Source organism: Aureibacter tunicatorum, assembly GCF_036492635.1.
Classification (GTDB): Bacteria; Bacteroidota; Bacteroidia; order Cytophagales; family Cyclobacteriaceae; genus Aureibacter; species Aureibacter tunicatorum.
This window is the reverse complement of the sequence record NZ_AP025305.1, coordinates 16,216-30,364: the sequence shown is the minus strand read 5'-3', so window position 1 is coordinate 30,364 and position 14,149 is coordinate 16,216. Positions and strand designations below refer to the sequence as shown.

At 38.1% G+C, this 14,149-nt stretch carries 7 protein-coding genes; 2 read left to right on the top strand and 5 right to left on the bottom strand.

The window, feature by feature from the left end; all coding sequences use genetic code 11:
- Positions 1-95: 95 nt before the first annotated feature.
- Positions 96-1,391 carry a porin family protein gene (locus AABK36_RS00080; protein ID WP_309936965.1) on the top strand — a complete coding sequence of 432 codons (1,296 nt, stop codon included), beginning with the start codon at positions 96-98 and terminating at the stop codon, positions 1,389-1,391.
- Between the two features lie 60 nt (positions 1,392-1,451).
- Here the strand turns inward: AABK36_RS00080 and AABK36_RS00075 are convergent, their stop codons facing one another.
- Together AABK36_RS00075 and AABK36_RS00070 are read right to left on the bottom strand one after the other, a co-directional pair.
- Complete coding sequence (locus AABK36_RS00075) at positions 1,452-3,737, bottom strand: ATP cone domain-containing protein (RefSeq protein WP_309936964.1); 2,286 nt, start codon at positions 3,735-3,737, stop codon at positions 1,452-1,454.
- Between the two features lie 482 nt (positions 3,738-4,219).
- On the bottom strand, positions 4,220-7,120 hold the full coding sequence (locus AABK36_RS00070) for a DEAD/DEAH box helicase (protein ID WP_309936963.1): 2,901 nt from the start codon (positions 7,118-7,120) through the stop codon (positions 4,220-4,222).
- Positions 7,121-7,259: 139 nt separating this feature from the next.
- Between AABK36_RS00070 and AABK36_RS00065 the strand changes: the two genes are divergently transcribed.
- Complete coding sequence (locus AABK36_RS00065) at positions 7,260-7,451, top strand: hypothetical protein (RefSeq protein ID WP_309936962.1); 192 nt, start codon at positions 7,260-7,262, stop codon at positions 7,449-7,451.
- 23 nt (positions 7,452-7,474) lie between these two features.
- On the opposite strand, the gene AABK36_RS00060 is transcribed toward AABK36_RS00065, so the two are convergent.
- The 3 genes from AABK36_RS00060 to AABK36_RS00050 form a co-directional block, all read right to left on the bottom strand.
- A complete protein-coding gene (locus tag AABK36_RS00060; RefSeq protein ID WP_309936961.1) occupies positions 7,475-7,933 on the bottom strand; it encodes a methylglyoxal synthase in 459 nt (152 codons plus the stop codon).
- A gap of 102 nt (positions 7,934-8,035) precedes the next feature.
- Entirely contained in the window at positions 8,036-13,411 is a 5,376-nt protein-coding gene (locus AABK36_RS00055) for a hypothetical protein (protein WP_338390304.1), read from the bottom strand.
- A 155-nt stretch (positions 13,412-13,566) separates the two neighbouring features.
- Positions 13,567-14,139: a nitroreductase family protein gene (locus AABK36_RS00050; RefSeq protein WP_309936959.1), complete on the bottom strand. Its 573-nt coding sequence runs from the start codon at positions 14,137-14,139 to the stop codon at positions 13,567-13,569.
- Positions 14,140-14,149 lie beyond the last annotated feature (10 nt).

Genomic DNA, 14,149 nt, shown 5'->3' with positions numbered 1-14,149 from the left:
CGAATTCAAATTTTCCATTTTCAGAATGTAAATCATGCTTTTGAGCGTAAGATGAACTTATGCCATTTTCGCATGCATTTCAAAATATTGCAACAATGAAAAGATTCTTTCTATTGGCTGTGACGGCCATCATATGCTTCATGCCTTTTATTTCCAAAGCTCAAGAGCATGAAATCAACAAAGATCAATACGCGGGTCTAGGAAAAGCGGCTTCCGCTATCTTTTTCTCAGATAAAAGGTACTCAGTAAGCGGATTCGGAGAACTGAACTACGTTCATTACCCTCCGGGAGGAATTAATAAAAATTCCAATGACTTGGAGCTTTACTATACCAATTTATATAGATTGTCGGGATTTTTTGGATACAAGATTTCCAAAAACATCATCTTCAACTCGGAAATCATGGTGGAATACCTTCACGAAGGCAGCAATGAGTCGCATCATGAAATCGCAATAGAAGCCTATTTGGACTTCATACTCAATAAGAACTTCAATGCCAGAGTAGGTCTTATGCCATTGCCGATTGGCTATATCAATAGCAATGACGAACCTGTGCTTTTCTACTCAGTTAACCGTCCTGAAGTAGAAAGACTTATCATTCCTTCCACATGGATTGAACTTGGAGCCATGCTTTACGGTAAGATTGTTCCTGACTTGCATTACTTCGCTGGTGTATCCGGAGGACTAAACTCCAAGGACTTTACCAGTGGCACATGGATCAGAAATGGTCGCCCTTTCGATATCAAATTTCCTAATAGCGTATCCTACAATGCTCAATTGATTTATAATGGCGTTAAAAACACTCAACTTAGCGTATCAGGATATTACGGACCAACAAGCCAAGGCGAGACTATTTCTACAATCAATGGTACTCAAGAGTCATTCAAAGCCAATGTTGGTGTAATCTCAGGTTATGCAAAATACGAATATGATCGATTCAGATTAATCATGATGGGTACATATGGAAGACTCGGAGATACTGAAAAGATATTCGAATTAACCAAAAACGATGAAAATGGCCAAGGAGAAGTATTGGGTAAAGAAACTTACGGCGCTTATATCGAAACTGGGTACGACATACTCCCATTTTTCATGAAAAAGCATAAGTCTGTTGATGGCAAAAGAGAAAAAGGTTTATTCAAGAAAAGTGAATTCGAATTGCCCCTATTTGTAAGATACGAAAGGCTTAATACTCATTCAGATATCGCAGAATCTCTCAAACAATACAATCGTATTGAAAATAATATGCAAATTCTTACTGTGGGGGCCAACTTCAAACCACAAGAAGATATAGTATTCAAGATCAATTACCAATTCCGAAACAACCTATATAATGGAAGCGGTATCAAAGAAAGTAATATTCTAGAATTTGGTATTGGATTCAATTATTAAAAAAAAGAGCTCGGAAATTGACCTCCGAGCTCTTTTTTTATTTCTTAAATACAAACTTTATCAAAGTTCCAAATCACAATGTCCTGCTGAACACGCTAATTCCTGAGCCGCAGTCGTGTAATCTTCCTCTTCATATCTATAAATCTTCGAGAAGTCTATCTCTGGAAATTCACCAAGAGCTTTTTCATAAGCGGATTGAGACACTTCCACATATGGCATTTGATCAAACAAAGCGTCAAAAGCAGGCAAGAATGTCATTCCTCCAATCTTGTCTTGATTCTCCCAAACCCACTGAATAATCCCAATAACCTCATCAGGTTGATAAGTAATCGTAACGCTTGGATTGTGCTCAGTCCAGTTTTGCTTATTCTTCAACCAATAGTTGCATTGTTCAAGCGCTGATCTATCATTTCTGGTGATTGCTCCTTCAGGAGATTTCATTGGGAAATGCGCTACATAAGTCGTAGCATTTTCCACAGTCTGTCCATTTTCAGGGTCCATAGGCACTCCTGAGTTTTTCAAGACTTTGTATATCGGTGTGTTCGCTCCTACTCTTACATTTCTAATATAGTATTCAGCCCATCTTGCATGCAAACCGGCAGAGCAATCCAATAATTGTGAGGAATTGCCCGAAGGCTTCACGCAAGTAACCGAAGCTGATTGATTGATGCCCAACAAAGCGGCATAATCCTTATTCACTTGCACAGCTCTTTCCTTCAATGCCAACATAGTGGAGGCTTCCTGAGCCAAAGCGCAATCCAGCTGGCCGTTGATATCAACACCTAGCAAACGCTCCTCTTCGCAGTTTTCCTGCCATTCTTTTCTCATCCCAGGAAAATATGTCGCCATGGATTGTATGGTTCCGATTATAGTCGCCAACTCGATTTTTTCCATCAAGTCATCCATTGTATCTTCTGTTCTGGCAACAGCAACTGAAAGGTTGCAAAACTGGAAAGGTCTCAACACAATTTCACCACATGGATTCGTGCCAAATTGAGCATCTTTTCTTCTCTCAGGCTTAGTCGACAAAGCCGATTTTCTATTAAAGATTCCTGGCTCGCCTCTTCCAGTATCAACCATATCCAATATATACTTGGCTACTTCAGCTTGAGACAAATCTCTATTTGGCCATACTGCGGAATTATTCGCATTCCATCTTTGGCTATTCGTTCTCCAAAAATCGCCATCTTTGCAATGCCTCATTTCAACATCATCGTAATCGAATAATGAAATCATCGCTGTTCTCCTTACTCCACCAGAAACGGCCGCCGTCCCTACTGTGCACATCATATCATGAGCATCAAGGCTTCTCAAAAAGCTCCCTTGGCGAGAAATAATCTTTTGCTTGCAAAACTCCAATAATTGCCTCAGTGGCTCCGGACCAGAAGCACGACCTCCTTTGATTCTCAAAATCGCTCCCGCAGACCTTACTTCAGAATAATCAAACTCGACATCTTTGCCTTCAAACCAGTTCTCCAACCCAAGTCTCAAAGCATCTGCCCAGCCTTGAGTGGAATCTTCCACCTTATGAAGAATCGCCGGCTCGCCTGTTTGTCTTTTGATTCTAGGAAATTTCTCGATATGTTCTCTCTCTACAGAAAAGCCCACTCCACAACCACTCATGGAGATTAGTAGAGCCTCCACAAAAGAATCTATGGAGTCAACCGGCAAATACGAGCAATTGTAAATTGACATATTGTTTCTTCTGGCAGCAGGACCTGCCATCGCCAAAAGTCTCATTGAAGGCATCACCTTCATATTCAATATACCTTCCTGAATTCTATCATACACACTGTCATCCAGCTTATTTTCCGATAATTCCTTCAGATAGTCTACAGCTCTTTCCACTGTCTCTATCCATGTTTCTCTTCTGCCCTTATCATAACTGAATCTCGCGTATTTGTCATAGAATTGGAATTTTTGCAATTGCGTAGGAAAATATTGATCCGCTTCGTCAAAAGCTTGTTTCACATCTTCCGGCACAGGCCTAGACTCCCTGATTTTCGCATGCTCGGCTCTGTATAGAATATACGATTTTGCAGCGCCGAATTCCCCAGCTGCCTGCAAAACCATTTCCACGATATCCTGCACATTTTCAACTGTAGGCACTTCGAATTTCGCAGCTACCAAGTTGCTGATTTGCCTAGCTATTTCCTCAGGCGATCCATTAGACCCTACTTCCAGAAAGCATTTCCTTATTGCATTTTCTATTTTTCTTATATCAAAAGAAACCTTCTTCCCATTTCTCTTGATGATAAATTCAGGCGCTTTAAGGCTCTCATAGCCCTCCGAGTGATCTCTCGCCACGCTTTTATTTGCATTTTTGGATTCGAATAATACTGCCATCCTAATGAAGTTTGGTCAAAACAAAAATATAATTTTTCAAATACTTACAGAATTCATAACGAACGTCCACTCAATGAGAAAAAGTGTCGAATGTTCGCTACCCTTGAAATGAATTAAGCAAAATCGATACAAAAGTTATCGTTGTAAGCTCATGCAAAATAAAAAAATTCGATCGAGGAATCAAAACCGAAAATAATCCTAAAACTAATATAGTATTAAAAAAAAATACTTTATTCATATATTATATATACTAATTATAAATAAAGCTATAAAAAAGACTGAATATGAGCTGTTTAGGATTTTAAAAGAAAATGAATCATAGAAATATTAAATGAAATTTCTTTTCCTATAAGAAATCGATATCAACAAATACGAATGAATACTTGGAAAAATACGCATTGAACTATGCCAACATATAAATAATATTGGCATTTATAGCACACTCAAGATAGTCGAATACAAACCAATATAATTGAACTTATTTAAGACAATAGGCTTTCTATATCTTCTTTTGACAATTCTTTCACGAAACTTTCCTCAGTTGTAATTAAATTTCCGGCAAGACTTTTCTTCTGATGTTGCAAAGCCAGAATTTTTTCCTCTACAGTGTCCTTTCCTATAAATTTATAAGTGAACACTGTATTCTCTTGTCCAATACGGTGCGCTCTATCGACCGCTTGAGCTTCAATGGCGGGATTCCACCAAGGGTCCAAGATAAACACATAATCGGCTTTGGTTAGGTTCAGTCCCACACCTCCAGCTTTCAATGAAATTAAAAATACTTTGACCGTCTCATCATTTTGAAACTTGTCCACTTGCTCTTTTCTATTCTTAGTAGTGCCATCCAAATATGTGTACTTGATTCCCTCCTGGTCCAAGTACTCTCTAACGATCGTCAAATGCTTCACAAATTGGCTAAAAATCAACATTTTGTGATCCTCGCTTATCGCTCGTTCGATCATATTGGTCACTTCCTCCAGCTTCCCTGAGTCTCCCTTATAATCTTGATCAGCCATGCGAGGATGATTCGCTATTTGCCTCAATTTAGTCAAGCCTTGCAATAGCATAAACTGGGACTTGCCCATGCCATTGAGATCGATTTCATCAAGAATCTTATTTCTATAATAAGACTTAACTTCATCGTAGCACTTTTTCTGCTCTTGAGTCATGATCGAATACTTGATCTGCTCCACTTTTTCAGGCAATTCGGTAGCCACTTGGGTTTTATTCCTTCTTAGTATGAAAGGCTTGATGATAGAATAGAGCTTTTTCATTTTCTTGTCATCCCTTTTCTTTTCGATTGGAACTAAAAACTCGCTCTTGAAAAACTTTTGATCTCCCAATAAGCCTTTATTGATAAAGTTCATCTGTGACCAGATATCCATTGTGCTGTTTTCCAATGGAGTACCTGTCAATATCAATCTAAACCTAGACTTCAGCTTATTTACCGACTTCGCTATAATGGAATTAGGATTCTTGATCGCTTGAGATTCATCCAAAATCACATAATTGAAATAGTACTCTTGAAGAATATCTATATCCAAACGCACGATTCCATAAGATGTCAATACCAAATCATAATCCTTGAATTGCTCAGGATCCTTAACCCTATTCGTGCCAGTGTAGACAAATACTCGCAAATCCGGCGTGAATTTCTTCGCTTCAGCTTCCCAGTTATAAATCAAGGAAGTCGGCATGATTAGCAAGGTAGCATTCAAGGAGCCTGCATCTTTCGCATTTTGAAGCATAGCCAATGTTTGCACTGTCTTACCAAGACCCATATCATCGGCCAAACAACCTCCGAAATTATATTTTTGCAAAAAGGTCATCCAATTCAAGCCAGCCTTTTGGTAAGACCTCAGGCTTCCTATAAAATGACTGGATTCTACAGCGTCTTCTATTTCTTCAAAGTTCTGCAACTTTTGAAGTTTTCTGCTCATCGTGATCTTTGCCAAATTCTCGCCTTCAAGCTCTTTGATCAAAGCCACATGATACTTTTTCAATTTGAGAACATCCGAATCATCATCATCACTCTCATCTATAAAAGCGAACAACTCTGAATACTCCACACGCCACTCATCCGGAATTACGGCGATTTCTCCATTTGGCAACTTAAACTCTCCCTTCTTAGATAGAATGGCCTTTCTAAGCTCTTTGAAGGAAATCTGGTAAGATCCAAACATGATTACCGCTTCAATATCGAACCAATCGATATTTTCATTGATTTTGATTTCAATAGAAGGCTTGCCAAGAAAATACTTGATCTCTTTTTTAGTATTTGACTGGCTTATTTGAATTCCATTATTCTCAATTACTTCTTTAAGCCCATTGAGCAAATCCATAGCTTGGCCAATATCATATTGGTGCTCATCAATCAGGTCCACTCCATTTATTTTGAGAATATTCAAAATAAACTGCTCATAAGAAGAATCTCTTTTTACTCTAACAAATGTATAATTATCGCCATCCTTATTCACTTCCACGCTAATGGACTTTTGGACTGCAGTGTATTTGAACAAATGAGAACCATATTTGAAATAAAGCTCAAACCCAGCCTTCTTATTCTCATCTCCCTCATCAACTATATCCAAGAAATATATATAAGGCACCGGCTTTTCTCTTTCTGTCACGATATCAAAGCCCTTAGCATAAACATCGTAATCGGCGATTAAATTCGCGACAAAGTTATTGTAGTATTTTTCTTCAATAGCTTTAGGTATTGCGATGAACTTCTTATTTAGAAAAGGCTTGATCTTCTTGCCATCAACATTTTTCTTAAAACTATAAAGTTTGCCACTGCAAATCATCCAAGCAGGCGTATTGCAAATCAAGAACGCTCCTTTATACTGAAACTCTACTTTGTTGTCTCCATGCTTGATCGTTGGAAAATAATGCGTGTTGTCATCATTTCTTCTGAAATGAAATAAAACAGAAGCTTTCTCCTTCTGAATATTAATATGATGCTGGGCAGGCTCGCCATCATTGCCCATTTCATAAAGATCTTTCCCTGATTTCTGAAGTATTTCCAATACTTGCGATCTTTTTCCTTCCAAATACTCCACTATATTCGCCTTCGTTTCCTCAAACTTGGGATTAGAGTAAATCTTCTGAAAAAAGTCTGTTACAGAAATATGTTTATTGTAAAATTTATGAATAACCACTTCTTGTTGCATGCTATCCATAAGCTTGATCAACTTGTAATCTATTTCATCCAATGCGCTGGAAAACTCCTTTGCATTTTGGAAAGAAATATTTTGATGCGTCAAAGTCAACTTTCCCGTTTGGTCAAGTTGCACCACAAAGGATTCGATAAGATAGCCTAAATATTCATGCTCAAAAAGAGAGTAAATAATTTTAAACGGATCAGAGGTTGATACTTTCATTTACTAAACGGGTGTATTTCACAAAATGTGAACAATATAGTGAAATATTAAAAATATCAACTCTTAAATTTGTAAAAAATGATATTAATCCGAAAATTTAAAAAAATTTGGACACAACTATTCACAGATACTATTTTGCATGAAAATGAATCTGAAAACACTTAGTAAAATAAATTGGGTATTGATAGCCATCGCGTTGCTTACATTCTTTTACAGTCTGAGAGACCCAAGACATGCATATGTGGCTGGAGGAGTAGCATTAGCCTTGTGGGCCATAGCCTATGGTCTGGAATTGTATATCAAAAAGCAGAGAAAGAAAGAAGAGCAGTAAGCCCATCTTCCATGACCTGCATGCTATTTTGGTATGCTTCTGTTCACATAGTCGCCGAACTCCATAATTTGACGATCGTAATCTTTTTCGTTAAAATACGGTGACGTAATCAGAAAGTCGGCAGAGCTTGTATTACTGGCTACTGGAATATTATACAACACGCCAATTCTAAGCAATGCTTTCACATCCGGCTCATGCGGTTGCGCTTCCAATGGATCCCAGAAGAAAAACATCATTTCGATTTTTTCTTCGCAAATCATGGCTCCTATTTGCTGATCTCCACCTAGAGGTCCGCTTTTAAGCTTTTCAACGGTAACATTCAGCGTCTCTTCTAGCAACTTTCCTGTAGTGCCTGTAGCATACAATATGTGTCCTTGAAGCTTCTCTTTATGCTTTTCCGCCCAAGCAAGCATTTCCGCTTTCTTATTATCATGGGCAACCAAAGCGATTTTTTTACTTTTGGTAAGTGCTTTTGTAATCATATCAAAAAATTTTCTAAAAATACTCACCAAAAGAACGTTATTTTTCCCTCAATAGTTTATCGAGGGAAAATAGTTTTGTTAAATATTAATGAGAAAAATCATCTAAAACCCATCGTCATTAGCTATTTCCTCATCTTCTTCCTCTTCAAAGACACTTTCATCGTTATCCTTGTTGTCTGACTTATCTTTTGGTTTCTCTTCAGAGACCTTTTCTTCAGAATCTTCTTCAAAGACATTTTCTTCATTCTGCTGTTTCAGAGCTTCCTCTTCAGCTTTTTTCTCCTTGCGTCGCTTTTTCTTCTCTTTCTTTGATAATTCTTTCTCAGACTCTTCCTCAGCACCAAACACATCCTCTTGCTCTTCCTCTAAATTATCCGGTTCTTTCTCCTCGACAGTATCATATAAGTTTTCGTCATCAAATCCTCCTTCCGGAACATTTTCATCGCTGAACAATGGATCTTCATATTCCTCATCCTCGCTTGGGCGATCAAAAGCACCGCCTCCAAGTTGATACTCTTCCTCGTCTTCTTTCCCCAGATAATCTTTTCTGAATGAACTAACAAAACTAGAAGCGACAAAATTATCCGCTATCTCGATACTCAAGCTACCCGGCTTGCCTCCGACTTTCTTGGCCGCTATTTCATTAAACTCTCCTTTGGATGATATGATAGATAAAAGTCTCTCTTCTCCATTGTATTTGAAGAAATACCATAAATCAGTTGAAACTTTAAAGAACAAATTAATAATATCTCCCTCTGGCGATTTCACAATTTCCAAATATCCTTCCGTCTTATGATTGATATTTTGATCCATCATATTCGAAATGCCTATCTTCCCGTCATTATACCAAGCATGCTTGTCTTCAGACCATTTCATATCGACATTCGAAATTACAAGTTGTGATTTTGGCAATTGACTCGAAGCCATAACAAATGGCTGGCCTTCCAATTTCGAAACTTCGTCATAGGCCTTGACAGCTTTGTCTCCTATGATCTCAGCAGCCTTGTAATATAGCTTAACTCTATCAGGCTCCGCCTCAATATTTCCGACATGAAGCAATCTTTCAGAAATTGAATTACCCAGAGCCGCGTAAGCAGATGAAGAAATTGGAAGGTCAAGCATCATAAATGCATTCATCTCAATTTCACTCTCATTCAAATTACCCTTTCCTATTGCTGATGCTACAATTCCCAATCCATCCTGCAAAGTGAAAGGATTCACCAAGTCCACCAGACCTTCAAACTCCACATCCGATGTTTCCTCATTATATCTGAAGACTTTACCTGCGTAACTATTTCCAGAACTTTTGGCTGTATCCTCAATGGCATAGGCTCCTTTGTCCTGATCATAAAACAACATACCGCTTGGACTAAAGAATCTTTGGTCGTCAAAATTCTTCTTCTCAAAAATAAATGTAGAATACAATGAATTGCCTTCATCCCCATAGAATATACCCGCTTCCAGAGGCTGTTCTGAACCATCTTCGCCTACACTTACACTAGTGTTGAAATCGAACCTTACTTCTTGCTGCTCTTCATCCTGACTGACATATTTAATCCATGTGTCGTATTCATCAATATTTTGCAAATCAAGTTTCACCAAACCATCAAGTTTCAAGGCCTTATTGGTCGCATACATGGTCACATCTCCCTTGAAATACATTCCAGGAGAAATGATCAAATTATCTTCCTCATTGATTGTTCCTCCAGATACCGTATGCTTCACAGGCACGTCGGATGCCTTTTTAAACAAACTTTTCTTTTCCAGCTCCTCCACGAATTCAAACTCTGCAAATTCGATCGCGAAAGTATCGGCAGCGGCATTTACAAACTCGTATGTCGCATTACCCATAAATATATCTCTTGAAATAATACTAATGCTACCATCATATAGTTTATGATACTCGTTCTCTGCATCAATAATCAACTTAGCTTGATCCAGTTTATCGATATTGGCATTTTCTCTAATCAAAATTTGATTCTCAAAAGGAATAACCTTTGCATCAGCAACCAAAATATATGGTATTCCTGACACGGTCATCTCATAGGTATTGATATCATATTCGGCATTTGTAGCCATAAAATTCAAATCTCCCAACTCTTCCTTGGTCGCATAAAAATATGAACTTGAAATATCCACTTCTTCAGGCTTGGTCATGACAATCTTATCTTCATTCAACAGCCATCTGGCTTTATCGATTGAGGTATTGAACTGAACATATGGAAATGTCAATGACGCTGCACCTACTTGCTCTGATTTAATATCCGCATAGTTTTCCGCCAATCTAAAGTCTAGCTTCACATCATTGGCAAACATCGATGGCTTGTCAGGATTGTCAGATTCAACTTCAAATTCAGCTCTTCTCGCCTTGAATCGATCCTCTCTAAATGTATATTCCTCAGACTTTGTATTCGAGCCCCTTGTCACCAATGTTCCAGCTCCAAAAAGTCCCTTCTTGGAAACAATCGCCAAACTATCCAAGGTTGCAGTGCCTTCATACATGACAAAAGGCGTCTTTGTATTGAAGATCTTCATACTATCATTTTTTGTATCCCATTTCATATGAAAATCTTCCGAAATTAAATCCGGAAATGTAATCGGATCATAAACTCCTGCCTTGATCTCCGCTTGAGCTCCATTTCCGACAACAGAATCCAAATAGAATGTAAACTTGTCTGAGCTTAAATTAGTCGTCAAATAATCGATAGAACCATTTCCTGTCAATCCCTGATTATCTAGTCTAACTTCATTATAGAACTTTCCTTCATCGTTATACAGTTGAAAGCCATCTTCAGGCACATCATGAACAAATCCTAGAGAATTATCTTCCATGATCGACAGCTTTTGCGTAAAGTCAGGGAAAATACCTCCTGAATGGAATGTTCCTTCAAACCCAATTGCTGAAGGATTGCTATCACTCATCCCATCAACCTCAAAAGGCGGTATCTCGAAAAATACGGTATGGTCATAAGCTCCATCCAAAACGGCTTGATCGTCAAAGTAGACATATGCTCCTGTTGTAGAGTTGAAATACGGGAATTTCTCGTACTTTTCCTTACCAGATTTGTTGTCAGGCATATTAATATATAATGTTCCAGATGAATTTGTCATCTCGGTATTAATATTATGCTCCGCCATCAAGCTATCCTTGAAAGCTTCTTGTTGTTCTTTGGGCGCTCCAACTAATTTATTTCCAACTTCTTTTTTTCTTCCATCCAATTGAGTCGAGTCTTCAGGCACATGAAGCTTGATCGAGTCAATTTGCTGCAAATCCACCAAAAAGCTGTCATACTTGAATGTAAACTCTTGCCCAACAAACTCGAAATATCCTGAAAACAATTGTCCGTTGAACTTAAAATCCCTATTCGCAAGCATCGTTATTTCTTTATTTTCAGGCATGATATACACATCCAGCAACTCACTAAGATAGAATTTGGATATACCTCTGATCTTCATCGATTTGTCTTCCAAATTCAATGAAGCATTAGCTCCGCTACTTGTAATAGATGGAATAGACAACTGGTCAAAGTCTTTTTTCTTTCTCCATGCTTCCAAATAATGGTCTGTCTTTTCCAAGATCTTCACTTCACCAACTTGATCGTCATAGTCGATAAAACCATTCTCTCTCAAGACAATCATGGCTTCATGAACTCTGGCATCTTGTTGCTTGTATTCTTTGGACAATTCAGTAATCAAAAACTTGCTTCTATCCGTTTTCTTACGATAATGAACAATCAATGAAATTGGATGAAAACCATATCCATTTGATAGTTCTTTCATATTATCTTCGTTGAAATAATCTTTAGACTCAAAAAAGGCTGGAATATATCCACGAGCATGGGCTATTGATATATCCAAGCTATCTCCTCCAACAGGCCACTCCAAATAATCGGCTTTTATATCCACATCGAAGTATGAAGCCCAAAAAGGTGTTTTTTGATACTTGCCTTTATTTTTAACAGCCCAAAGCAAAGAGTCGCCGGAAGTAAAGCTAACAGTCAAATTAGGGTGATAAATAGAATCTCTTTGATGATAAATCGTCAAATCAGACTCATTAGAATTCAACACTGAGTCTTTTACTATGAAGTATTTGGATCTCAACTGAAACTTTGTTCTGCCAGCCTCAAGGTACTTAGCTGTTGAAATGCCATCAATCAATGATTTACTTGATATCTTATTCCCTCGAATAGCAAAGCCTCCGCTGAATTCCATATTCGGGCAAGTAACGTTATCCCAAGCGTTATTATTCAAATAAGAAGTAAATTGAGGCATGTTTGCATCTTCTTTGCGTCGAGACTTCTGTAATTTCAATATAAACTCTCCCTCGGCACTGGATTTCAATTTTCCAGTATAGTTCATGTTCGCTTTTTGAGAAATTATCTCTCCCTTTCTAAGATCAAACACAAAATCGCCTAATTGGCAATTTACGCTATCAGCCGACAAGCCTGCATTTTCCCAAGTCACCTTTCCTCCTTGGCCCACGAATACTTGTTGATCAATAATAAAAGCACCCTTAGTTCCTATAATACTGAAGGTATCGCTGCCGAAAGGCACCTTCAAATTCAAAGAAGAAAAATTAACAACGGCTCCTGAACTTACAGGCAAATCCATTGCGGAATACATTTCGACAAACAGCTCAGGATCCATGCCATTATCAGAATCTTCTTCCTCCACTTCGCTATCATCTGAAGAAGCGGTATTTGTATCCCATTGTCCCCATTCATCTGATGCCTGACTATCGGAAGTATCGTCTCCCCATGGATCATCGGAATTACTCGAATCACCCCAGCCGTCATCATCGCCCCAACCATCGTCATTGGACACAGGTTGATCCCATGAACCTTCGTCAGCCCAAGGATCCGAATTATCCTCTTCAGGTTCTTCTTCAATAACTTCCTCTACTTCTTCCTCCTTCTCCTCTACAATTGGCTCTTCCTCCACTACCTCTTCGATATCCTCAAAGCCTAAAGTATATTGAAACTCCTCAGCCAATACTTGATATCTTCTCGTATGAAACAAAGCATTGTACTCATACCAGTTTCTCAAACTTTTCAGGAAAAGGGTGAATTGTTGATTGTTATAGTTGGCGAAACCCTTATCGATATATGATAAAAGGTCATTAAGCTGAGAAGCGCTAACATCGCCATTTTTAACAGAAGCATTGATGATGCTAATGTAATCCCGAACATGAGGATTTAGCTTGTATTTTTTATCAAATGCCTCGACAAAGAAGGTTCTGATCTTCTCTTTATGAGCTTGGGAAAGTTGTCCTGAAACCCACAATGAATCAAATTGCATTCCTTCCGAACTTTGGCCTTCCGAACTCAAAGTCGACAAAGCGGTATTTAATCGGTAAGACAAGGAATCTAAGTCCTTAACAATATTCTTTTTTACTGCTTGCCCTACGGCTTGCTCCGGCAATACGAAAATCACTAGAGCAAACAAGACAAACACTATATGTCGTAATAATTTCATCAAATGAAGATAGTTTTATACCAAAAACCAATCAAAGCAATATGTCTGATATATTAAATTATAAAATAGCATAAATGTGTGACAATCTTATAATAATATCCCCATTAATTTAAAAAAAATACGGCACATTCAATGCGCCGTCATTATAATTGTTGTATCTATTTAACCCATTCAACAAAGTCGTTTATATCTTTTCTTTTGCCTTCCGGCCAAATTTTAGGCTTGCCTATGAACACAAAACCTAGCAATTTATCTTGCTCGTCCAAATCAAAAAAAGACTTGGCTTCTTCAATATAAGTCACGCCTCCTGTTCCCCAATACATCCCCACATCATACGCGGCCGCTGTCAAATACATATTCTCAACTGCGCAAGAAACAGCTTCGATTTCCTCTATCTCAGGCACCATGCCACTGGATTTCATTCCAATTGATATGATATGAGAGGATAGCAATGGTTTTGTCAGCAACTTCTGGTAATTCTTCTCATCAAAGTTTCCTTTATTTGTCGAAACTTCCTTGTAGCATTCGGCCATAAAGTTTGCCAGTTTCTTAATTCCCTCTCCAGTATACACCTTGAATCTCCATGGATACGTCAATTTATGCATCGGAGCCCAATGAGCATTTTCCAGCATTTGCTGAACAATATCATCCTCAACAACTTCTCCAGTAAATAGCGTAGGAAAAATGGACCTCCTTCTCTTTATCAATTCATTAAATTGCTCACTATTCATTTTTCTAAAA

Excerpts from the sequence above, each read along its gene's own strand:
- AABK36_RS00080 (WP_309936965.1), top strand. The coding sequence starts at position 96 with ATGAAAAGATTCTTTCTATTGGCTGTGACGGCCATCATATGCTTCATG.
- AABK36_RS00075 (WP_309936964.1), bottom strand. The coding sequence starts at position 3,737 with ATGGCAGTATTATTCGAATCCAAAAATGCAAATAAAAGCGTGGCGAGA.
- AABK36_RS00070 (WP_309936963.1), bottom strand. The coding sequence starts at position 7,120 with ATGAAAGTATCAACCTCTGATCCGTTTAAAATTATTTACTCTCTTTTT.
- AABK36_RS00065 (WP_309936962.1), top strand. The coding sequence starts at position 7,260 with ATGAAAATGAATCTGAAAACACTTAGTAAAATAAATTGGGTATTGATA.
- AABK36_RS00060 (WP_309936961.1), bottom strand. The coding sequence starts at position 7,933 with ATGATTACAAAAGCACTTACCAAAAGTAAAAAAATCGCTTTGGTTGCC.
- AABK36_RS00050 (WP_309936959.1), bottom strand. The coding sequence starts at position 14,139 with ATGAATAGTGAGCAATTTAATGAATTGATAAAGAGAAGGAGGTCCATT.